Consider the following 21,265-nt stretch of genomic DNA (forward strand, 5'->3'; position numbering starts at 1 on the left):
CGGTCACGCGCCTGCGCACCCGATGCTGGTCTCCGCCTCGTTCAGGGCGCCCAGCGCGACACGTGACACCGATAGTGTCATCGCCCCCGCCGTTCCGATCGACCACGGGCGATCCAGCTTGCCGACGTCCGCACCTGCGGCTGCAAGGCACTTCAGCGGCACGCCCACGCGCGTCCATTGGCCCACCGGCAGTTTTGCCAGCGTCGGCGTGAGCGCAATGCGGGCCGAGCAGCCCGTGCCGCAGCCCACCGCCAACCAGGCCTCGCCACGGGGTGCAGACTCCACCCGCAGCGTGGTCAGCAGCATCAGGTCGCCGTTGCTTTCGCGCTGCAGGTCCAGCGCCGTGTGCGACTGCAGCGCGGCAACTGCCTCAGCCTTGCCCGACCAGGCCAGGCGGCGGCCATCTTCCTGTGCCAGGTGGTCCACGCCGGTGACCTTGAGCAGATCGCCCTCCAGGGCCTCCGGCACCTTGGTGACCGTGACGCCCTGCCCCGTGCTGTTCTGCAGGCGCAGGGCCATGCCTGAACCGGCTTCGCCGCGCGCGAAGAACACGCCGCTGGCACCTTCATTGCCGGTTACCCCGGAGACTTCCGGCAGCGCCGCCAGATCGCCGTTGTCGGCGTAGGACAGGCCGAAGCCGAAGGCGAACTGCGGGTCGTAATCCTTCTGCCCCACATTGTTGGCATACTGCGTCGCCGTGCGCGGCCAGCTGAAGCTCAACCTGCCCTTGAAATCGTGCTGCACGCTGCCATCAGGCCTGCGCAGCAGCACGTCGGCAACGCCAGCACCTTCCGAGCCGGGCAGCCACGCCGCCACGAACGCATCAGCGGCGTTGATCTCGCGGTTGACCCACAGCGGGCGTCCGCTCAGGAACACGGCCACCACCGGAATGCCGTCGGCCTTCAGCCGTTTGATCAGGTCAAGGTCGGCATCGTCCCCCGGCTTGTAGGCCAGCGTCGGCAGATCGCCCTGGAACTCGGCATACGGGCTCTCGCCGAATACCACCACGGCCACATCCGGCTTCGTTACATATTTCCCATCGACCGCCAGCACTGCCTCGCCACCCGCGGCCGACGCCTGCTGGGCGATGCCCTCGTAGATCGTGTCCGCATTGGGGAAGTCCTTGCGGGTCGTGCCGGTGCCCTGCCAGTTCAGTGTCCAGCCGCCGGCCTGCTTGCCCACGTCGTTGGCACCGTCACCGGCGACCAGGATCCGTTGCTTGGGCGACAGTGGCAACACGCCCCCCTGGTTCTTCAGCAGTACCAGCGATTCGCGCACCGCCTGCCGTGCCAGCGCACGATGTTCCGGTGCGCCGATGAGAGCGAACTGGCCGCCGACCGCACGTGTGGACGGCTTGCCGGCCTCGAACAGACCCAGCCGCATCTTGACGCGCAGGATCCGGCGCACCGCCTCGTCCAACCGTTGCTGGCTGATGGTGCCGTTCTTCACGGCGGCCAGCGTGGTTTCGTAGAAGCCCTTCCAGCTGTCCGAGGCCATGGCCATGTCCAGGCCCGCATTGATGGTGGCCGGGCAATCGGTGGTCGTGCAGCCCTTGACCTGCCCGTGGCCGTTCCAGTCGCCCACCACGAACCCACCGAAGTGCATGCGGCCCTTCAACGCATCGGTCAGGTACTGCCTGTGACCATGCATTTTTTCGCCGTTGACGCTGTTGAAGGAGGCCATGACGGTCTGTGCGCCTGCAGCGATCGCCGGCGGATACCCGGCCGCGTGGATGCGCACCAGGTCCGCTTCGCTGATCCGGGTATCCCCCTGGTCCTTGCCATCGGTAGTGCCACCGTCGCCGAGGAAGTGCTTCACCGAGGCGATCACATGACGACCATCGAGGAACGCGGGCGTACCCACTTTGCCCTGCAGGCCTTCGACCATTGCACCGGCATAGCTGGCCACCACCTCGGGCGATTCGGAATAGCCCTCATAGGTGCGCCCCCAGCGGTCGTCCTGCGGTACCGCCACGGTCGGTGCGAACGCCCACTCCATCCCGGTCGCACGGGTCTCCAGCGCGGTCACCTCGCCGATCCGGCGCAGCAGATCCGGGTTGCGGGCCGCGCCCAGGCCGATGTTGTGCGGGAACAGCGTCGCGCCGATGATGTTGCTCTGCCCGTGCACGGCATCAATGCCGAACAGCACCGGGATGGCTTTGCCGCCGGTGGAGGTGTCCATCGACGCTGCGTAGAACGCATCGGCCAGCGCCAGCCATTCGGCCGGCGCGGCATCGTAACGGCCACCGGGATCGGAATTGCCACCGGCCAGGACCGAACCCAACCGATAGCGGCGCACGTCGTCGGGCGTGATGCTGGCGATATCTCCCTGCACCAGCTGGCCGACCTTTTCCTCCACCGTCATGGTGGCCATCAGGTCGGTGATGCGCTTTTCCAGCGCGGGGTCCTCGGCCAGTGGCCAGGCGACCTGCGGCCACGGGTCCGGCGTCGCGGCTGCAGTTGCGGCAACGTCTTCATCCTTGCCACAGGCCGCCAGTGCCAGCAGCAGCGTGGTCAGCAGCACGCCAGCGTGGGCGCGGCCAACGTGTCGATGGGTCATCGCGTTCATCCTTCCATCTGCTCCAGTTCCTTGCCCTTGGTTTCGTGCACGTACCTGAGCACGAAGAACACCGAAATGACCGCCGCCACCAGATAGATGCTGTACGTGGCTGCCAGTCCGGTGGCGGCCAGCAGAATCGGGAAGGTCACGGTGACGGCGAAATTGGCGGTCCACTGCGCCGCACCGGCCACCGCCAGGCCCGAACCGCGGATCTGGTTGGGGAACATCTCGCCCAGCATCACCCACATCACCGGGCCCCACGAGATGTTGAAGAACACGACATAGGCATTGGCCGCCACCAACGCCAGCGTGCCCATGCCCGCAGGCAGCTGCAGGTGCGTATCGACCAGCGAGCCGCTGGCGAATGCGGCCACCAGCAGTGCCAGTGACACCGCCATGCCGGCCGAGCCAACCCACAGCAATGGCTTGCGCCCGATGCGATCGATCAGCAGCACGGTGACGATGCAGGCGCCGATGCTGAGCGCACCGGAAAGCACATTGATCAGCAGCGCGTCGTTCTCGGAGAAGCCGACGGCCTGCCAGAGCACGGCACCGTAGTAGAACACCACGTTGATGCCGACCAGCTGCTGGAAGGTGGCCAGGCCGATGCCGACCCAGACAATCGGGCGGATCCTGCCGGTGGCCTTGTTACGCAGGTCCGACAGCCGCGGCCGATGGTGGTCGGTCGACAGCGAAGCGTCGATCTCGGCAAGCTTCGCCTGCGCCTCCACACCGCCGTACAGCCGCGCAAGCACCTGCAGCGCCTCGTCCTTGCGGCGCTTCACCATCAGGTAGCGCGGGCTTTCCGGAATGGTCAGCAGCAGTGCCAGGAACAGCAGCGAGGGCACGGCCTGCATCCAGAACATCCAGCGCCACGCTGCATGCCCGCCCCACAGTGCCTCGGTGGACGCACCGGCGGTGGCTGCCAACAGATAGTTGGACAGGAACGCGACGGTCAGCCCGCTGATGATGGCGATCTGCTGGACCGTGGCGAGCCGGCCACGGTAGCGCGCCGGCGCGACTTCGGCGATGTAGGCCGGGGAGATGACACTGGCGGCCCCCACCGCAAAGCCCCCCAACACCCGCGCGACGATGAACATCGCCGAGGAGGATGCGGCGCCGGCGCCGATCGCCGACAGCAGGAACAACACTGCCGAGACGATCAGCACGTTGCGGCGGCCGAGACGGTCGGCCAGCCGGCCGGCGCTGAAGGCACCCACGGCGCAGCCCAGCAACATCGAGGCGATCTCGAACCCCTGCATCCACTCGCCGGATCTGAACGCCTGGTGCAGGCCGTCCTGGGTGCCGTTGATCACGCCGCTGTCGAACCCGAACAGGAATCCGCCAATCGTCGCCACCACGCTGATCAATACGATCAGCCGGGTGTTCTCTCCACCGCTCATTGCCTGCTGCATTGCCGTGCCCCTCCCCGGTTCGGTGTCATCGATGCGAGCCGTTGTGCTCAACGCAGCAGGTACTGGTTGATCAGGTTCTCGTAGCGCTCCTGCTTGCCGCTGATCTGCCTGGGCTCGCCGCCCTTGGCACCCAGCGCAGCCAGTTCTGCCAGACTGAGCGCGCCGCCCGCGAAGTCCTTGCCGGCACCACTGTCGAAGCTGGCGTAACGCTCCTTGCGCCACTGCTCCAGCGGCGAGTCGTTCAGCAGCGCATGGGCCACTTCCAGCCCGCGGGCGAAGGCATCCATGCCGCCGACATGGGCAATGAACAGATCTTCCAGGTCGGTCGATTCACGGCGCACCTTGGCGTCGAAGTTCAAGCCGCCTTCGAGACCGCCCTGGCGCAGCACCACCAGCATCGCGCCCACGGTGTCGTACAGGTCGGTGGGGAACTGGTCGGTATCCCAGCCGTTCTGGGCGTTGCCGCGGTTGGCATCGATGCTGCCGAGCAGGCCGTGGTCCGAGGCGACCTGCAGATCGTGTTCGAAGGTGTGGCCGGACAGCGTCGCGTGGTTGGCCTCGATGTTGAGCTTGAAATCCTTGTCCAGGCCATGTTCCTTCAGGAACCCCACCACGGTGGCGCTGTCGAAGTCGTACTGGTGCTTCATCGGTTCCATCGGCTTGGGCTCGATCAGGAAGTTGCCCTTCAGGCCGATGCTGCGGCCATGGTCGCGCGCCATGGTCAGGAACCGCGCGAGGTGGTCGACTTCGCGCTTCATCTGGGTATTGGCCAGCGCGGCATAGCCTTCGCGGCCGCCCCAGAACACGTAATGCTCGCCGCCCAGTTCAACGGTGGCCTCCAGCGCCGCCTTTACCTGCACGGCGGCACGCGCCACCACTGCGAAATCCGGGTTGGTGGACGCACCGTTCATGTAGCGCGGGTGCGAGAACAGGTTGGCCGTGCCCCACAGCAGCTTCATGCCGGTTGCATCCTGGCGCGCCTTGGCCAGGCCCACCATGTGCTTCAGGTTCTTTTCGTACTGCCCGACATCCTCGGCGTCCGGCGCCAGGTCGATATCGTGGAAACACCAGTACGGCACGCCCAGCTTGGTGAAGAACTCGAATGCCGCGTCCACCTTCGCCTCGGCGGTGGCCATCGGCGAGCCGGCCTCCCAGGGGAAATGACGGGTACCCGGACCGAACGGATCGTGCCCGGCATTGCAGAAGGTGTGCCAGTAACAGACTGCAAAGCGCAGATGTTCCTGCATGGTCCTGCCGCCGATGACCTTGTCCGCGTCGTAGACCTTGAACGCGAGCGGGTTGTCCGAGTCCCGGCCTTCGAAGGGAATGCGGCCGATGCCGGGGAAGTATTCCTTGGCGCCGATGAAAGGTTGCGTGCTCATGGTGCGTCTTCCTGTCGTTGTGCGAGGTGTCGCGGAAAGGAGATCAGCCGCGGTACAGCGGCGTGATCGCGTCGAGATGTCGAAGGAAACGGGCGTAGGCCGTGGCGTAGGCTTCGGCGCGTGCCGGGTCCGGGCGTGCCGAACGCAGCGGGTCAAGCGCAACGTGGCGGTCGGCGACGTCGGCGATGGAGGCGGCATCGCCGCGGCCGTGGCCCAATGCCCACAGGGCCTGCAATGCCGCACCGAATGCCGCGCCTTCGGACTGGGCCGGCACGTCCACCGGCAGGCCGAACACATCGGCCACCAGTTGCCGCCACTGCGCGCTGTTGCTGCCGCCGCCGGTCAGCACGATGCGTTCGAACTGCATGCCCGCGCCGACGAATGCGTCGTAGCCATACTTCAGGGCGTAGGTGGCCCCTTCCATGGCCGCGCGGTAGATGTGCGCCGGCGTCATGTTGGTCGTGTCCAGGCCCGCCAGCACCCCCTTGCCCTGCGGCAGGTCCGGCGTGCGTTCGCCGTTGAGGAACGGCAGCATCACCAGGCCGTCGGCACCGGGCGGCGTGGCCTGCAGGTGCCGGTCGCCCTCGCGGCTGCTGAAGCCGAAGGCGTCGGCGACCTGTCCGGTCACCACGGTGCAGTTCATCGTGCAGACCAGCGGCAGCCAGCCGCCGGTCGACGAGCAGAACGCGGCCCATGCCCCGCCCGGGTCGACCACGGGCGTGTCCGAGAAGGCAAACAGGGTGCCGGACGTACCCAGGCTCATCACCAGGCGACCGGGTACGACGCAGCCGGTACCCACGGCCGCCATCATGTTGTCGCCACCGCCGACGGCCACCTTCACCGATGCGGGAAGGCCCAACGCCGCCGCCGCGGCGGGGGTGATGCCGAACATCTCTTCGGTTGCGGCGATGCGTGGCAGGCAGTCGGCGAGATCGCGCTGCGGATCGGTCGCGTGCAGCAGCTCGGCCGACCAGGTTCGGGTGCGCACATCCAGCCAGCCGGTGCCCGACGCATCGCCGTATTCGCAGAAACGCTCGCCGGTCAACACAAAATTGAGGTAATCGTGCGGCAGCAGGATGGTGGCAAGTCGCGCGTAGGCGTCGGGCCGGTGCGTTTTCGTCCACGGCAGCTTGGAGGCGGTGTAACCGGCAAGCACCGGGTTGCCGGTCAACGCGATGGTGCGCGCCGTGCCGCCTGCGGCGTCCATGATCTGCACGCATTCGGCCGAGGTGCTGGTGTCGCACCACAGCTTGGCCGGAGCCAGCACCTCCCCGGCCGCATCGACCGGCACGAACCCATGCTGCTGTCCTGAGACTGCCAGCGCGGCAATCCGGGAGCGCACCGCCGGATCGATCGCAGCAAAGCAGGCGTGCAGTGCCGTCACCCAATCGGCCGGCCGCTGTTCCCGGCTGCCGTCTGCAGCGCTGGTCAGCTGCAATGGCGCGCTGGCGCTGGCCACGAGACTGCGCCCTTCAGGGTCGTAGACGACCACCTTCAGGCTTTGCGTACCAGCGTCGACACCCGCAACCAATTCCATTCACTGCACCCCGTAGTGGTTTGAAGGTAGCGCTACCAATTCGATGCAACAGCGCGCACTGCGGCTACGCCACTGCCCTGCCCCTTTGCCATGCGTCCGGCGCCGCCTTGCAGTAGCGCTCGATGAACTCTGCCTGCGTCGGCATCTTCGCCACCGTTTCCTGCACTGGCTGCCGGATGCGATGCAACAGGGTGCGCAGGTCCGCATCGCCGATGGCCCGCGCAAGCGGGTGCGGCGGTCCGGGCTGGATGCCCTGGCCCATCAGGACGCTGGTCCAGGAGTCGACCCGGAACAGCTCGCCAGGGTCCTGCCAGGCATGGGCACGCTCGCGCCACGCGCGCAGGCGGACCTGCAGCGATTCAGGCAGCGCCATCTCGCGGCAGGCCTTCCACATCGGCTCGTCGCGCTGGTTGGCGTGGTAATGCAGGATGATGAAATCGCGCACGTGCTCCATCTCCTGGCGGCTCACGTCGTTGTACAGCGCCACCAGCGAAGGGGTGATGCCGTCGGACGGGAACAGCTGGATCAGGCGCACCACGGCGCTGATGGTCAGGTGGATGCTGGTCGATTCCAGCGGCTCGATGAAGCCACTGGCCAGCCCCAGCGCCACCACGTTCCTGTTCCAGGCCTGCAACCGGCGCCCGCTGCGGAACGGCACCAGCCACGGATCGCGCAGGGGCTGTCCGTCGACATCACGCAACAGCTTGGCCTGCGCCTCGTCATCGGACATGTGGCGGCTGGAGAAGACCAGCCCGCAGCCGACCCGGTGCTGCAGCGCGATGTGCCAGCGCCACCCGGCCTCGTGCGCGATGGCACGGGTGTAGGGCACCGGCGGCGCGGCCGAGTCGGTCTGCACGGCAACGGCGCGATCACTGGGCAACCATTCGTTCCAGTCTTCATAGCCGGTATGCAGGGTCTGCTCGGTCAACAGGCCGCGGAAGCCGGTGCAGTCGATGAACAGATCGCCTTCGATGACCTGCCCGTCGTCCAGCACCAGCGACGCAACCGAGCCGTCATGGGGATGCTGGCGGACTTCGCGGATCTTGCCTTCCACCCGCCGCAGGCCGTTTGCTTCGGCCTTGCCGCGCAGGAACCTGGCATAGAGCCCGGCGTCGAAATGGTAGGCGTAGTTGACCTGGGGTTGGGTCTGCAGCGAGAACCTGTCGGCCAGGGAAGCGGCGCTTTCCAGGCAGAAGTCGCCCAGCTCGGAGTGCATGCCGCGGCGCAGGCTGTCCAGCCAGAAGTGATGAAACGGCGTGGCCCAGGTGCCCTGCCCGATCGTGCCGAAAGGATGGATGAAGCGTTCACCGGGGCGACGCCAGTTCTCGAACGAGATCGACAGCTTGAACGTGCCGGCGACCGCACGCAGGAACTCCTGCTCATCGATCTGCAGGAAACGGTGGAACGTGCGGATGGGCGGCACGGTGGATTCTCCCACACCCACGGTACCGATCTGCTCGGACTCCACCAGGGTGATGTCCAGCTGTTGGCGGAACTGGTGCGCCAGTGCGCAGCCGGCCAGCCAGCCGGCAGTGCCGCCACCGGCGATCACCACTCTCCGGATCGGCCCTTGTGTAGTGTCCGCAGCGTTCAATGCGATGCTCCCATCAGCGGTTGAGTCGACCCAGCAGCTGCGCGCGCATGCGCCGCGCCTGCGTCTCGTCGAACGGTGCCAGCTCACCCCGGGCCGCTTCGGGCAGGTGTTGCCCTGCCTGCTCGCCGGGACCAAACACGTAGTACTGGAAGATCTTTGCCCACGCCTGCTTCTCGCGCGCCGGTAGATCGCGCAGGGCCCACATCGCATGCTGCAGCGCCGGCAGGGGTGAGCCGAGATAGCCAGGCGCACTGCGCCACCAGTAGTTCACCAGCACGTTGAACGGTTCCAGGCTGCGCACGTGGTGCCACCACAGGCCTGGGATGAAGATGGCATCACCGGGCTCAAGCGTGGCGGTCTGCGCGCTTGCCAGGGCATCACGGAAGCCCGGATGGCGGTCGGAATCCGGCTGGTCGAAATCCACCACGCTGACCACCTGCCCACCCGGGGTGGGCTCCATCGGCCCCGGGTAGAGGTTGTCGATCTGCTCCGGCGGAAACAGAGTGAAGCGGCGCCGGCCCACCGCGCAGCACGCCAGGTTGTCCGGAATGTCGTAATGGCAGGAGGCCGTCACCCGGTTGCCGACCCAGATGCTGGCCGAAGCATCGATGCCCTGCCCGGTCAGTCCGGCGTCGTTGTGCTGGGCGAACCCGGGCAGCGCACGCGCGATCAGCAGCGAAGCGACGTAATAGGTGGGCGGGCTCGGCGAATCGAGGTGGTCGGCGATTGCGTCCAGCACCTCTGTCAGCAGGCCACGCCGGACCTCGAAGTTCAAGCGGGTGAAGTCCGCGTTGTAGAACGGACGCCCTTCGATCTCGGGGCCGCCGAAGGAATAGGGAACAGGCACGCCTGCTTCGAACCCGCGCAGGTAGGCCATGGCCTCCTGCAGGGAACGCGACCCGGCCTGCACCAATGCCCAGTCGCGCGCGATGCCGCGCAGCACCACTGGCTCGCCGGCTGCCACCAGCGCCTGCAGCGGCAGCGCCGCGGGATCCAGGCCTTCCATTGTGCGCATGGCGACGCCGTCCAGCACCGGTCAGTTCCTGCCGCCCGCGACGGCGGTATCCGCTGCGCGCAGGCGTCGCTGCTTCTCGGCGATCAGGCGGCGCATGTTGTGCAGCGATGCCAGCATCAGATAGGCGCCCTCCAGGTAGCCGGCGCGGTTGAGTTCGGCCAGCGCCGCACCCTCCAGCAGCGCGAGGCGGTCACGGTCGACCGCGTGCAGGCCGTTGACGCCGACCCGATGCTCAGCGTCGATCCGCACATCCAGCGTGATCGGTTGGATCAACCCTTTCGCGTCGAGCGTGGCAAACATGTCCGCGGCAAAGGCATGGCCGTCGTGGATGCCGCGCAGCACCCCGGCGATATGGTCCAGATAGGGCGAGTTCCCGCCCTGTGGCAGGAACACCGGCTCGCCGTGCATTGCGGTCACGCGCGGATGATCCAGATCCACGTGCAGCACCGCTTCCCGGGTAAGCGCACCATCGATGTGCCCTTCCTGGAAACCGATCAGGAATGGCCCTTTCGCCGCGGCGCCGGGCAGGTAGGAGGCGTTCCAGCGACCGTCCTGCAGGAACAGGTTCTCGTGCTGTTCGAACCCCAGCAGGGCCACCGCCTGCCAGCCGCCCGTGGCGGGGTCCTTGCGCAGGAAGATGGGATATTCACGCTGCAGTTCGGCGAACTCGCTCGGATAGGCCGGCACCATGCCCACCGCATCGCCGAACTCGGCGCCGAAGCCGGTGGCCACACGCAGGTCCCGATGGGCAATGTTGTTGAGCATTTCGTAACGCGACATGGTGTTGTCCAATCCGTCAGCAGCCTGGAACGGGTGCCGCTGCCGTGGCAGCGGCACCCCACGGTTCAGAACCTGTAACGCACGCCCAGCATGTAACGCGGGCTCTGGTCGGCCAGCTTCACGATCATCTGCGAGGTACGCGAACGCCAGCGCACGTCCTCACCGGTCAGGTTGATCGCCTCCAGGCCGAACGACCAGTGGTCATCCAGGGTGTAGTTCACGCTGAGATCCCACTGTTCGTACGCCTCCACATAGTACGGATTGCGGCTGGCCCCCTGGTTGGCCAGGATCAGGTACTGGTCACGCCAGTTCCACGCCAGTCGTACCGACCAACCATACTTCTCGTACATCAACATCGCATTGGCCGTGTCGCTCAGGCCGGTGAGCGAGAACTGGTCGATGCCCGGGTCGCCTGCGTTGTTGAAGCCCACATCGCCATTGACCAGGGTGTAGTTGGCCAGGATGCCGAAGCCGGTATCGCCGAAGAAGTATTGCCCACCCAGTTCCCAGCCGTGGAGCTTGGCCTTGTTCTGGTTGATGGGACGATTGACGTTGAACTGGTACAGCGGATCGCCGGCCGTACCGTACAGGTCGTAGGCTGCTTCAGTGGCCAGCACCTGGGCGTCGGTACCGTTGTAGGCGCCCAACCCGGCGGGATTGTTGCGCAGCAGGGCCAGGGCGGTGAACAGCGAGGTGTCATTGGCCGAGCACGCCGCTGCATTGGCAGCGCCGACCTGTGTGACGCAGGCACCGCTGGTGAGGAACGCCAGCGCCGCCTGCGCATCCGGACCGGCGGTAGGATCGCGCAGGCCGTACAGATTCTCCTGGACAATGGTGTTGCCGACGAAATTGTCGACCGATTTGTTCCAGTAGGTCAGCGAGACGTAGCTCGCATCGGCGAAGTACCACTCCAGCGCCAGATCCAGGTTGTCCGATTCCAGCGGTTTCAGCTGCGGGTTCTGTGCGGTACCGCTGGCCCGCGAGGACGGGTCGATGAGGACCGAGCCGAACGGCTGCTGGGCGGTCGGGCCGGCATACAGGTTGCCGATCGGCGCGCGCGCGATGCTCTTGCCGAATGAGACACGCCCCTTCAGGTCCTCACGAAGATCGATGCTGAAGTCCAGATTGGGCAGGATGTAGCTGTAGCTGTTCTTCTCGGTGAACGGCTGTTGTTCATCGGACAACACCACGCGGAAGTCATTGTTGGATTGCCACTCGATGGCTTCCGGGATGGCGATGTTCGAGGTGGAGACAACGTCGGTGGTTTCATAGCGCACACCCAGGCGGGTATTGGTACGCATGCCGCCCAGCTCGCCATCCAGCTCCACCTGGAAGTAGGCCGACTTCGTCTTCTCTTCCACCAGGTTGTCGGCGGCGCGCTGCGGGCTCACGCCGAGATTGGCGCCATAGTTGTCCGCCGCCCACTGCGCAAGGCGACCTGCATCGCCGCGCCAGGCCGTGAAGCTGTTGGCATTGAAGTCGTTGAACAGCCCGACGATGTTGACCGGCTGCAGCAGGTCCATCAGCCCGTTGGCAACATCCCCGTCAACGTTGGCCACGCCCCAATCGCCCAGCGTGTTGTAATTCTCCGCTGCCTGGATGCGGTGGGTGGTCTGCTTGCTCGAGTCCACGCCAAACTGGAAGCGCCCCTTGTCGAAGCTCCACTCACCGTCGACACGCCCCTGCTTGATCTCACTGATCTGGGTCTGCGAGTTGATGCGCAGCACCTGCGAACCGATCTCGCCCGGCGCGAAACCCGGATTGACCACGCCGTTGGTGTTGGCGATGGCATCGGCCGTGCTCGGGTACCAGACCTGGGTGCCCACCGGCAGGCCGCTGTTGAAGACCATTTCCTGCACCCATGACCCACCGCAATGCGGTCCGGCGGTGCAGTTGTTGGTGCCGGCGATGCTGCTGAAGATGGAGCCGCCACCAGTGAGCGGATCGTTCGGGCGGCTTTCGTTCTTCGAGTTGTGCGCATCGAAGCTGAGCTTGAAGCGGTCGGTCACATTCCAGACCGCGTTCAGGCCGAGCGAACCCAGCTTGTACTTCTGCATGCTGCGCTGCTGCTCAAGGCCGAAATCCTTGGTGCCGGCGATTTCACGGATGTAGATCGGCGTGGCAACCGCACCGCTGGTATCGAATTCGACGTCGGTGTAGTTGCTGTTCTGCAGCCACATGCCCTGCTCGCCACGATTTTCAGTGATCTCGTTGGTCGAATAGGTGTAATCCAGGGTCAAGGTCACCGCATCGGTCGGCGCGAACTGCAGCACGGCCTGGCCGTTGATGCGCTCACGCTCGAATTCGGAGAAGGCATAGCGCAGGTCGTTCGGCCGCGCATACAGCGCACCGATCGCCGGCGCATTGACCACCCTCGGGTTGCCCGGCATCGTGCCGGTCCAAGGCTGCACGTTCCAGTAGTTGTCGGTGGCCTGCACCGAACCGCCCTTGCGTTTCTGGTAGCTGGCGCTCACGCCCACGCCGAAGGTCTTGTCGGGATTGGCGTAACTGAAGATGCCGGACAGTTCCGGCGTCAGGTCGTCGCCGAACGGCTGGCTGCGGTCGGAGACGGCCTTCGCCTCGGCACTGGCGACGATGCCCTCGTGGTCAAACGGCCGGGAGGTCAGGATGTTGATGGTGGCACCGATGCCACCGCTGGGGACATTGGCCTGGCTGGTCTTGTAGACCTCGATGCCATTGATGGCTTCAGCGGCCAACTGGGCGAAGTTGAAGGCACGGGTGCCGCCGTCGACACCACCGATGGCGACCTGCCCCGACGCACCGAACGCATCGGCGCCGGGCATCTGCCGCCCGTTGAGCGTCACCATGTTGAACTGAGGGCCGAAACCACGCGCCGTTACCTGTGCGCCCTCACCATCACGGCGCTCGATCGAGATGCCGGTGATGCGCTGCAGGGATTCGGCCAGGTTGGTATCGGGGAACTTGCCGATGTCCTCCGCACTGATCGCATCCACCACGCCGGCCGAATCACGCTTGATGTCCATGGCCTGGCTGAGGCTGTTGCGGATGCCGGTGACCTGGACGGTGTCCAGCTGTGTCGGGCTGGGCGGATTCTGCTGCCCGGCGACGGGTGCCGGCGTTGACGCCTCTTGTGCGAATGCGGGATTGATGACCAGGACGCCACCGACAAAGGTGAACATGGCCCTGGAAGTGAACTTCGCCAGCGTCCGGCTCATCGACGAGCCCTCCGGCCTGGGGTACGACGGAAAGTAGCAGCGCTCATGACTCTCCCCTCTGACATACGATCGAATGGATGTACCGCCCCTCCTGGGGGCACGTACGGGCGACGCCCGTCTTCCACACCGAACATCGCAGTGCGCTTTGCACCCACCGCGACTCAAACTCGCTTTCAGACTTGCCGGAACAGCCGCGCGGTAAAGGGGGGGGCATCCGCTGGCCTTACACCGGCTCAGTGGTAGCGCTACCATCGCGTCACGGCGCAGACTACTCATCCGCAATCGCGCTTGTCATCATGCAGCGCAGCAAAGGAATCCAGCCTTGAAAAACGGCCATAAAGCGGTCCGTCGAAAAGCAAGCGCCGTCACCATCGATGACGTCGCTGCCCATGCAGGTGTTTCCGCCATGACGGTGTCACGCGTCATCAACGGCCATGCCGGGGTACGCGAAGGCAACCGCGAACGCGTCCTGCGCAGCGTACTGGCGCTGGACTACCGGCCCAACCCTGCTGCCTCCGCCCTGGCTGCGGCACAGCACACCTGCATCGCCCTGATCTACACCAACCCCAGCTCCAGCTACCTGCGCGAACTGCTGGTCGGCGCGTTGCGCGGTTCCACCCGGTCGGCGGCGCAGCTGGTCATCGCTGCCTGGGATGAGCTGGGCACCCCGGCGCGTCGCGAGGCGGCACGGCAACTCGCCACCACCGTGGCAGGCGTGATTCTTCCGCCGCCGCTGTGTGAATCGAAGGACATCGTCGAGGTATTCGTCAACGCGGGCATTCCCGTCGTCTCCATCGCCTCCAGCCGCTTCAGCAACAGGATCTCCTGCGTGCGCATCGACGACCGCCAGGCCAGCCATGACATGGTGTCGCACCTCATCGCCCACGGGCATACCCGCATCGGCTATATCAAGGGCGACCCGAACCAGACCGCCAGCGCGCATCGCTGGCAGGGCTACCGGGATGCACTGGCCAATGCCGGCATCGGCTACGACGACGCGCTCGTGCAACCCGGCTGCTTCACCTACCGTTCCGGCCTGGAGGCAGCCGAGCGGCTGCTGGCCCAGGGCCCGCCACCCAGTGCGATCTTCGCCAGCAACGATGACATGGCATCGGCGGTTGTTTCAGTGGCCCACCGCCGCGGCCTGCAGGTGCCGGGGGATCTTTCGGTGGTGGGCTTCGACGACACCTCCGCCGCGACCATGGTGTGGCCGGAACTGACCACCATCCATCAGCCGGTCGCAGAGATGGCGGACAACGCGATAGACATCCTGCTGCGGGAAATGCGCCGCCCCGCGTCTTCAAGGCGCGCCACCGTCAACCACGTACTTGCGCACCAGTTGATCACGCGCGCCTCGGTATCGGCACCGCAGCTGTCCTCTGCACGCCGGGCATCCCGGATCGCAACGCGGCAAGCCCCGGACATCGATGGACAAGGGGGCTGAAGAACCCGCCGGGTCCCGGCCGGCCTACAGCCGACGCATCATCAGCTGGGCCGAGCCTGGGCACAGTTCACTGAACTGCGTCGACGCAGCGATGAATCCCGGTGCTGCATCGCGCGCGACGCGCACATAGCCAAGCTGCTCGAAGAACGGTGCTGCCGTGGTCGTGAGAAGGAACACGGTCCTGCCACCCGCCGCCTTGGCATGCTGCTCCAGTTCCACCACCAGTTGCCGCCCCAGGCCCCTGCCCTGCGACATCGGCTGGATCGCCAAAGAGCGCAGGAGCACGACGTCGCGGCTCGATTCATAGCCCACGCAACCGAGCAGCTCTCCATTCAACGACGCTGCCAGAAAGGTGATCGGCCTGCCTGCACGCAGATCCTCCGTAGGCAGGCCGCTGGTCTCCAGCAGGGCCAGCACGTCGGCAGACAACGCTGTCTCCATCACTCGCATGCGGCAGCAGCCTCTTCATTCCGGTCCGGCGACATGCAGCGGAGGCGCGGGCTTATCGTCATATCTGCGCGGCATGGCCGCGCTCCAGGATACGGTCGAATTGATTGCGTGGGGTGAACTGCGGGTCGTCCGCTCCGTCCAGCATGAGCGCGACCATTGCATCGAAGGTCGCAGCGGTCTCGCCGGCCTGCGCCGGCGTCATGAAGCCCGAATCGCCCTTGCCGGCGAGGTGGACCGCAGCAACCGTCTCCCGCTCACCGTCCTCGGCCCATAGGTAGTCGTGCACCAGTGCCACGCCTTGCTCGCCAGGCTCAAGGAAATCGGCGGCGCCGCGCGCCATGGCCAGGAACACGACCAGATCATAGAGGTTCTCGGAATACGTCAGTGACCCTGCAACGAAGTACGCCCCGGCCCGATCGTAGGCCGCAACTTTGATGTTCTCCGCCTGCGCCGATTCCAGGAGGGCGACCAACGCGGCGCGATTGTCCGCATGCCGGGCCAGCATTGCAGTGCAATCGGAGAGGAATTCACCCAGCTCCACATCACTGGACGCAGCCAGATCGACGCCGCCGGGCAGGCGCCACCGGCCGGCGATGGATCGCCAGTCATTCCACCTCGATGCTGCAGGCACCGGGGCCGCCAACCAGCGCGCAAGACGCTCGCGCGGCAGCTGCAGCCTGAGCAGGGCCGAATAGGGTTCGGACATGGCTCGCGCCCATTCTCTGATCTCCGACAGCTTGGCTTGTACCAAACAACGTCAGCCAAGCCAACTGCGGCAACCGGGCACGTGCTGTTAACGCTCCCGCATTATGCTGACCGCCTCATTGGACTTCCGCGAGGTGCACCCTTGACCAAGCTGCATACCCTGATGATCGCCGGCTGCCTGTCTGCTTTCAGCCCCTTGGCCCTGGCTGAAACCGTGAACCTGACCAACAGCGCCGACGGTGCCAACCGCGAGGCCGGCATTGCCGCGGTCAAGAAAAAACTCCACGACGCGTGTACCGATCGCAAGGGCTCGCCCGACGCAGCGTCGTTCGAAGTGGTCTTTGAGAAGACCAGCGACAACCCGAACGTCCCCAAGCCGTATTACGTGGACGGCAAGATGAAGTGCGAGTTACCGGGGTGAGAGCGCGATGTCACCGGCGGCCGTGCCGCCATTACCCCTGCGGCGGCTGCGCGCCGCCCGGGGGCTCGTGCCGGAATCCCTAGCGACGCAAGGCGTCGATGATCACGCCGGTGGCGATCTCCACCAGCAGGTATTCCGTATCCGACTGCCGCACCCACCGCTGACCGCGGCCGGGATCGCGCAGACGGTAATGCGCGTAGTCGTCCACCCAGTAGCGGCGGTCAACCTCGGCCCAGGGCAAGCGATCGCCGCGGCGCCATGCCTTTTTCTGCCAGCCCGGCGGCGGTGCGTCGCGGTTGTGGGGGCCGCCTGCGTGGGGCGGCGGTCCGTTGCCACGTGCATGGTGCGGCGGATCGGCCCAGGCAGGGGTAGCCACCAGGGTGATTGCAGCGCCCAGGGCAATGCCAAGCAAATGTCCGGTTTTCATGGGAATGCTCCCGGTCCAGCCGCGGTATGCGGCGTTGTGACCCGGAATATAGGGCAGCGCCTGTGAATGAATCCGTGAGCCCGGCCGGACCCGATGGGCGCCCGCGAACCCGCAGCCAGCAATGCGGCGCCCTCACCCTCGAATCCGGGTGGGAGTCAGGCCCAATCGGCGGCGCAGCAATCGCCTGAGTGTCGCAGAATCGCCCAAGCCCACTTGCGCGGCCACCTCTTCCACCGAAAGCCTGCTGCTTTCCAGCATCAGCCGCGCCCGGTTCAAGCGCACCGACTGGATCAACTGCTGCGGCCCGTAGCCGAGCACCTTGTTCACTTGGCGGTTGAGGGTGCGTGTGGACATGTTGGCCCGCGCGGCAAGCGTGCCCACGGTGACTGGTTCCGGGAGCGTCTCTGCGATGTGGCGGGTCAACAGCGCAATCAGGTTGTTCTCGGGCACCATCATCGCCGGCGACATATACAGCGACTGCAGGCGACGCTGCTCGACCAGCAGCGCCTGGCCCAGCATGGCCGTGAGTTGCTCGCCGAAGCGCTGGCGCAGCACGTAAAGCACCAGGTCCATGTGTGCCATCGCGGCGCCGGCAGTGACCAGCGTGCCATCCGCATGCACCATGCGATCGGGTTCGACGCGGGTGGTTGGCGCCACGCGCCGCAGCGCAGAGGCCAACCACCACGTTGTGGTCACGCAGCGTCCCTCCAGCAATCCGGCTGCGTTGAGCAGAAACACGGACGAACAGGAGCCTGCAATCGTGCCGCCCACTCTGGCATGGCGACGCAGCGCAGCGACCAAAGGCGGAATGTCCGGCTGGGCCAAGCGCGCGTCGAGTTGGCTGGCATCGTCGATGTCCAGGCCCGGCAGGATCCAGCATTCATGCGCAGAGGAGCGCGCAGGCAACGTGTCCACCTGCAGGTGCAGGCCGTTGCCAAGCGGAATGCTTCCTGGCGTCACCGCGCAGACCCGCCAACGCGGCGGTGCAACCCCGACCCGGCACGCCAGCTTGGCCGCGGTGGTCAGAAGATCAAGGGTGAGGGTGACGCTGGAGGCAAAGGGTGCGCGCGGCACCACCAGGACGAAATCATGCATTGGCTGATTCTGCGCGATTGTTGGCAAATCGGCCACTTAAGACCCGCGCCGCAGCGCGGTTGAATGGGCGCTCCCTCACCCACGAGCGCTATCCATGCCCACCATCCTCATCAAGACACCCGCCGACGCACTGACCGCTCTTCAGCGCGAGCGGATGATCGCCGCGGTGAATACCGCTGCAACGCAATGCAGCGGCCTGGGGCCTGATCCCCGCCAACGCAGCCTGTGCTGGGTGATTGCCGAGGAGGTGCCGGCCGGCTTCTGGCGCTGTGGCGGCAGTGCCGACTTCCTCCACGTCATTCCGTGCCTGGTCCACGTCTTCGCACCCGCCGGCGTACTCGACGAACAGCACCGGTCCCGTTACGCGGCGGTTGTGCACCAGGCCATTCTGGAATCGCTGGCCCTGCCGGATACGCAGCGGCTGGCTGCTTCGATCATGGTGAGCGATGTCACCGATGGCACGTGGGGGCCCAACGGCCAGCTGTGGACACTGCCGCAGTTCGTGGAGGCCGCGGGGTATTCCCATCTGCAAGCACCGGTGAACCGCTGACGCCACAAGCCCTTGTCAGCAGACTGCACCAACGATCATGTTCAATCACCCTCTGGTCGCTGGCAGTAGCGGAAAAATTCCTGAAGAAAGGCCTCCGCCGGTCCGCGATTGACCGGCTGCCTTACGGCATCGGCAATGGCCTCCGGCTCCATCTTCATGAAGGGGAAGCGCAGGAACAGTTCTTCGTTGAAGCGGGAGCTGATTGTCGACAGCACAAGCCGCAGAGACGCGAGCATGTCGTCGCCGCGATGGGATGCGTGCACCAGCGCGATGGGCTTTGCAATCACAAGGTCGCCCGATACGAGCCAATCGATGGCGTTCTTCAGGCCGCCCGGAATGCCTCGTGCGTACTCGGGGCTCGAAATCAGAATGCCATCGCAGGCTTCAATGCAGCGCTTGAAGTGCACAACGCTGTCAGGCAAGGGCAGATCTTCAAGATCGGGAGAAAAAACGGGCAGTCCGCCGAGGTCGGCGTAGGTACTCTGTGCGATATCCGGTGGCGCTAGTTCTTCCAGCGCCCTCAGCAATGCGGTGTTGGTGGACAGCCGGCGAGCGCTACCGGATAGGGCAAGGATCTTCATCCCGGCACGCTATCACAGGCACCTGCCGCCGTGTCCGGCAATGACCCGCAGCGACCCGTTGCACGTGGCAAACTAGCGGTGGTCGTTCAACGTCCATTGATCATGCACGGATGCGCATAGCCCATGACACGTCTGCTCATCATTGAAGACAACCCCGAGCTGGTTGCAAATCTCTACGCCTTCTTCGAGCCACTGGGCTACGTGCTTGACGATGCGCGGGATGGGGCCACCGGCCTGCGCAGGGCAACCCAGAACCATTACGACGCCATTCTGCTCGACCTGATGCTGCCCCGCCTTGACGGCATGGCGTTGTGCCAGGCGCTACGTCAGGAATTCCAGAACCCGGTGCCGATCCTGATGCTGACCGCCCGTGATCCGGTGGAAGACCGCGTGCAGGGGCTCGCGCTGGGTGCGGATGATTACCTGGTCAAACCTTTTTCCCTGAAGGAGCTGGACGCGCGCATCAAGGCGCTGGTCCGCCGTGCCCAGGGCCGGCAGGTGCAGAGCGTGCTGGCCTGGGCGGACCTTCGGGTCGACACCCGTTCGCCACAGGCATGGCGTCAGGGCCAGGCCCTCAATCTGACACCGACCACGCACAAGCTGCTGATGTGCCTGATGCGGGCCGCGCCGGCGGTGGTGCGCAAGCAGGAGATGGAGTACCTGATATGGGGCGACGAGCCGCCGGAGAGCGGCGCACTACGTACGCATATCCATGAGCTGCGCCTTCAGGTGGACAGGCCGTTCGACCCTGCTCTCATTGCTACCGTGCACAGTGTCGGCTGGCGCCTGGGCATGCCTGCGCCAGCACACGCGGAATAGTCGCCACCCATGAATGCCCGCTCGCTGAAGTCCCTCTATCGAAGCTTGACCCTGAGAACGCGCATCACCGTTGCGTTCGTGTTGCTGATGGCCGGTGCCATGGGCTTCATCGTACTGGTCGAACTGGTGGACTATGACGAAGTAAGGGCCTCCGTGGTTTCGATGAGTCAGGACCGGGAGGTCCGCAGGCTGCAGGTGGCCTTGGCTCAAGGCGTGCAACCGGACCTGCCGGAAGGCAGCCAGCTGTTTGATCCGCATACGGTTCCGCAGGTGCTGCGCCGGTACGGGCTGGGTTACCACGGTGAAGCCGCACCGAACGAATGGCACCTTCGGGTCTTCGAAAGCAGCGGGCAGCGCTACTACCTGCTGCAGCACGGTGATCACTACGCCTACCTCGAGCACCTGATCAACGCCTTTGCTGCGCTGGTGATCCTGACCTGCGTGCTCTGTGCGTTCTGGATTGGTCGCCGGACGTCGGCCCACGTCATCGCGCCCATTACGCGCCTGGCTGATGCCGTGCAGAACAAGCACAAGCCCTTCCCCTTCCAGGACGCGCGCGACGAGATCGGCGTTCTGGCGCGCGCCTTCGCCCTGCACAGCGACGAACTTGAGCAGTTCCTGCAGCGTGAACAGTGCTTCGCCGGCGACGCCAGCCATGAACTGCGCACACCACTGGCGATCATCGGTGGTGCCGCCGAAACGCTGCTGCACCAGTTGCCGGCCGACAGCCGGCTGCTGGCCAGTGCCGAGCGCATTGTGCGGACCACGCAGGAAATGCAGCGCCAGCTGACCTGCCTGCTGCTGCTTTCCCGCGACCCCAGGACGGTGCCACGCAGCAACCTGCTGCTGCGACCGGTGCTCGAGGAATGCATGGCGCGATGCGTGCCGTGGCTGGCAGGAAAGCCGGTGCGCCTGACCCTTGATGCAGCGCAGGACGAGCAGCTGCTGACCAATGACGTGCTGGCACAGAGCGTGATCTGGAACCTGCTGCGCAATGCGTGCCAGTACACGGAGGAAGGCGAGGTACGGGTGGAACTGCGTGGCAGCACGCTGCGGGTTGCCGATACCGGCCCGGGGCTGCCGTCCAGCATCGACGCGCAGCAGTTCCAGCGCTTCGTGACCAGCGCCCGGCAGAGTGGCGAAGGTCTGGGCCTGTCCATCGTGCAACGCGTAGTCGAGCATCTTGGCTGGCAGATGACGGTCGAGACCTCGGCGCGAGGCTGCTGCTTCACCCTGCAGATGCGCCCAGCCGCGGCCGATACCTGACAGCTTCCTGACATTGCCCCTTCCACCC

Annotated in this window: 19 protein-coding genes; 5 read left to right on the forward strand and 14 right to left on the reverse strand. The window is 65.7% G+C overall.

The features are described 5' to 3' along the window. Positions 1-3: 3 nt before the first annotated feature. The 9 genes from AC1DKR_RS00545 to AC1DKR_RS00585 all read right to left on the reverse strand — a co-directional run bounded on the left by AC1DKR_RS00545 (position 4) and on the right by AC1DKR_RS00585 (position 13,870). Positions 4-2,559 carry a glycoside hydrolase family 3 N-terminal domain-containing protein gene (locus AC1DKR_RS00545; RefSeq protein ID WP_478030338.1) on the reverse strand — a complete coding sequence of 852 codons (2,556 nt, stop codon included), beginning with the start codon at positions 2,557-2,559 and terminating at the stop codon, positions 4-6. Positions 2,560-2,564: 5 nt separating this feature from the next. Further along, positions 2,565-3,974 (reverse strand): sugar porter family MFS transporter, encoded by a 1,410-nt coding sequence (locus AC1DKR_RS00550; protein ID WP_100436295.1) that lies wholly within the window; start codon positions 3,972-3,974, stop codon positions 2,565-2,567. A 47-nt stretch (positions 3,975-4,021) separates the two neighbouring features. After that, on the reverse strand, positions 4,022-5,356 hold the full coding sequence (gene xylA / locus AC1DKR_RS00555) for a xylose isomerase (RefSeq protein ID WP_478030341.1): 1,335 nt from the start codon (positions 5,354-5,356) through the stop codon (positions 4,022-4,024). A gap of 43 nt (positions 5,357-5,399) precedes the next feature. Next, positions 5,400-6,893, reverse strand: a complete 1,494-nt coding sequence (xylB, locus tag AC1DKR_RS00560) for a xylulokinase (RefSeq protein WP_478030343.1) — start codon at positions 6,891-6,893, stop codon at positions 5,400-5,402. A gap of 64 nt (positions 6,894-6,957) precedes the next feature. Further along, positions 6,958-8,487, reverse strand: a complete 1,530-nt coding sequence (locus AC1DKR_RS00565; protein WP_478030345.1) for a tryptophan halogenase family protein — start codon at positions 8,485-8,487, stop codon at positions 6,958-6,960. 13 nt (positions 8,488-8,500) lie between these two features. Next, complete coding sequence (locus AC1DKR_RS00570; protein ID WP_478030347.1) at positions 8,501-9,502, reverse strand: cupin-like domain-containing protein; 1,002 nt, start codon at positions 9,500-9,502, stop codon at positions 8,501-8,503. Positions 9,503-9,523: 21 nt separating this feature from the next. Beyond that, positions 9,524-10,282, reverse strand: a complete 759-nt coding sequence (locus AC1DKR_RS00575; protein ID WP_025877142.1) for a SapC family protein — start codon at positions 10,280-10,282, stop codon at positions 9,524-9,526. A gap of 65 nt (positions 10,283-10,347) precedes the next feature. Further along, complete coding sequence (locus AC1DKR_RS00580) at positions 10,348-13,479, reverse strand: TonB-dependent receptor (protein WP_478030351.1); 3,132 nt, start codon at positions 13,477-13,479, stop codon at positions 10,348-10,350. Positions 13,480-13,747: 268 nt separating this feature from the next. Continuing rightward, a complete protein-coding gene (locus tag AC1DKR_RS00585) occupies positions 13,748-13,870 on the reverse strand; it encodes a hypothetical protein (RefSeq protein WP_258954267.1) in 123 nt (40 codons plus the stop codon). A 15-nt stretch (positions 13,871-13,885) separates the two neighbouring features. Between AC1DKR_RS00585 and AC1DKR_RS00590 the strand changes: the two genes are divergently transcribed. Then, positions 13,886-14,923, forward strand: a complete 1,038-nt coding sequence (locus tag AC1DKR_RS00590; RefSeq protein ID WP_478030353.1) for a LacI family DNA-binding transcriptional regulator — start codon at positions 13,886-13,888, stop codon at positions 14,921-14,923. Between the two features lie 24 nt (positions 14,924-14,947). Here the strand turns inward: AC1DKR_RS00590 and arsN2 are convergent, their stop codons facing one another. Together arsN2 and AC1DKR_RS00600 are read right to left on the reverse strand one after the other, a co-directional pair. After that, positions 14,948-15,340 carry an arsenic resistance N-acetyltransferase ArsN2 gene (arsN2, locus tag AC1DKR_RS00595; protein WP_478030355.1) on the reverse strand — a complete coding sequence of 131 codons (393 nt, stop codon included), beginning with the start codon at positions 15,338-15,340 and terminating at the stop codon, positions 14,948-14,950. Between the two features lie 91 nt (positions 15,341-15,431). Continuing rightward, positions 15,432-16,079: a hypothetical protein gene (locus AC1DKR_RS00600; RefSeq protein WP_312785663.1), complete on the reverse strand. Its 648-nt coding sequence runs from the start codon at positions 16,077-16,079 to the stop codon at positions 15,432-15,434. A 141-nt stretch (positions 16,080-16,220) separates the two neighbouring features. Between AC1DKR_RS00600 and AC1DKR_RS00605 the strand changes: the two genes are divergently transcribed. Then, a complete protein-coding gene (locus AC1DKR_RS00605; protein ID WP_033832140.1) occupies positions 16,221-16,499 on the forward strand; it encodes a hypothetical protein in 279 nt (92 codons plus the stop codon). Between the two features lie 79 nt (positions 16,500-16,578). Here AC1DKR_RS00605 and AC1DKR_RS00610 read toward each other — a convergent pair whose 3' ends face one another. Both AC1DKR_RS00610 and AC1DKR_RS00615 read right to left on the reverse strand, forming a co-directional pair. Next, positions 16,579-16,926 (reverse strand): RcnB family protein, encoded by a 348-nt coding sequence (locus AC1DKR_RS00610; protein WP_263928844.1) that lies wholly within the window; start codon positions 16,924-16,926, stop codon positions 16,579-16,581. Between the two features lie 132 nt (positions 16,927-17,058). Continuing rightward, entirely contained in the window at positions 17,059-18,057 is a 999-nt protein-coding gene (locus AC1DKR_RS00615) for a GlxA family transcriptional regulator (RefSeq protein ID WP_478030357.1), read from the reverse strand. A gap of 58 nt (positions 18,058-18,115) precedes the next feature. Between AC1DKR_RS00615 and AC1DKR_RS00620 the strand changes: the two genes are divergently transcribed. Then, on the forward strand, positions 18,116-18,571 hold the full coding sequence (locus AC1DKR_RS00620; protein WP_312785665.1) for a hypothetical protein: 456 nt from the start codon (positions 18,116-18,118) through the stop codon (positions 18,569-18,571). 41 nt (positions 18,572-18,612) lie between these two features. On the opposite strand, the gene AC1DKR_RS00625 is transcribed toward AC1DKR_RS00620, so the two are convergent. Next, positions 18,613-19,152, reverse strand: a complete 540-nt coding sequence (locus AC1DKR_RS00625) for an NADPH-dependent FMN reductase (protein ID WP_478030360.1) — start codon at positions 19,150-19,152, stop codon at positions 18,613-18,615. Positions 19,153-19,275: 123 nt separating this feature from the next. Here AC1DKR_RS00625 and AC1DKR_RS00630 point away from each other — a divergent pair, with 123 nt between their 5' ends. Continuing rightward, a complete protein-coding gene (locus AC1DKR_RS00630; protein WP_312785667.1) occupies positions 19,276-19,971 on the forward strand; it encodes a response regulator transcription factor in 696 nt (231 codons plus the stop codon). Between the two features lie 9 nt (positions 19,972-19,980). Next, the gene (locus tag AC1DKR_RS00635; RefSeq protein ID WP_312785668.1) at positions 19,981-21,237 is read left to right on the forward strand and encodes a sensor histidine kinase; all 1,257 of its coding nucleotides are present in this window, start codon (positions 19,981-19,983) and stop codon (positions 21,235-21,237) included. The last annotated feature ends 28 nt before the right edge of the window (positions 21,238-21,265 follow it).

Source organism: Stenotrophomonas sp. 01N47 (assembly GCF_056399165.1).

What these genes read in the sequence shown, in the direction of transcription:
- AC1DKR_RS00635 (WP_312785668.1), top strand. Translation starts at nt 19,981, where the DNA reads ATGAATGCCCGCTCGCTGAAGTCCCTCTATCGAAGCTTGACCCTGAGA.
- AC1DKR_RS00630 (WP_312785667.1), top strand. Translation starts at nt 19,276, where the DNA reads ATGACACGTCTGCTCATCATTGAAGACAACCCCGAGCTGGTTGCAAAT.
- AC1DKR_RS00600 (WP_312785663.1), bottom strand. Translation starts at nt 16,079, where the DNA reads ATGTCCGAACCCTATTCGGCCCTGCTCAGGCTGCAGCTGCCGCGCGAG.
- AC1DKR_RS00580 (WP_478030351.1), bottom strand. Translation starts at nt 13,479, where the DNA reads ATGAGCCGGACGCTGGCGAAGTTCACTTCCAGGGCCATGTTCACCTTT.
- AC1DKR_RS00625 (WP_478030360.1), bottom strand. Translation starts at nt 19,152, where the DNA reads ATGAAGATCCTTGCCCTATCCGGTAGCGCTCGCCGGCTGTCCACCAAC.
- AC1DKR_RS00610 (WP_263928844.1), bottom strand. Translation starts at nt 16,926, where the DNA reads ATGAAAACCGGACATTTGCTTGGCATTGCCCTGGGCGCTGCAATCACC.
- AC1DKR_RS00620 (WP_312785665.1), top strand. Translation starts at nt 18,116, where the DNA reads ATGCCCACCATCCTCATCAAGACACCCGCCGACGCACTGACCGCTCTT.
- AC1DKR_RS00550 (WP_100436295.1), bottom strand. Translation starts at nt 3,974, where the DNA reads ATGCAGCAGGCAATGAGCGGTGGAGAGAACACCCGGCTGATCGTATTG.
- xylA (WP_478030341.1), bottom strand. Translation starts at nt 5,356, where the DNA reads ATGAGCACGCAACCTTTCATCGGCGCCAAGGAATACTTCCCCGGCATC.
- xylB (WP_478030343.1), bottom strand. Translation starts at nt 6,893, where the DNA reads ATGGAATTGGTTGCGGGTGTCGACGCTGGTACGCAAAGCCTGAAGGTG.
- AC1DKR_RS00570 (WP_478030347.1), bottom strand. Translation starts at nt 9,502, where the DNA reads ATGCGCACAATGGAAGGCCTGGATCCCGCGGCGCTGCCGCTGCAGGCG.
- AC1DKR_RS00545 (WP_478030338.1), bottom strand. Translation starts at nt 2,559, where the DNA reads ATGACCCATCGACACGTTGGCCGCGCCCACGCTGGCGTGCTGCTGACC.
- AC1DKR_RS00575 (WP_025877142.1), bottom strand. Translation starts at nt 10,282, where the DNA reads ATGTCGCGTTACGAAATGCTCAACAACATTGCCCATCGGGACCTGCGT.
- AC1DKR_RS00590 (WP_478030353.1), top strand. Translation starts at nt 13,886, where the DNA reads ATGACGGTGTCACGCGTCATCAACGGCCATGCCGGGGTACGCGAAGGC.
- AC1DKR_RS00585 (WP_258954267.1), bottom strand. Translation starts at nt 13,870, where the DNA reads ATGGGCAGCGACGTCATCGATGGTGACGGCGCTTGCTTTTCGACGGAC.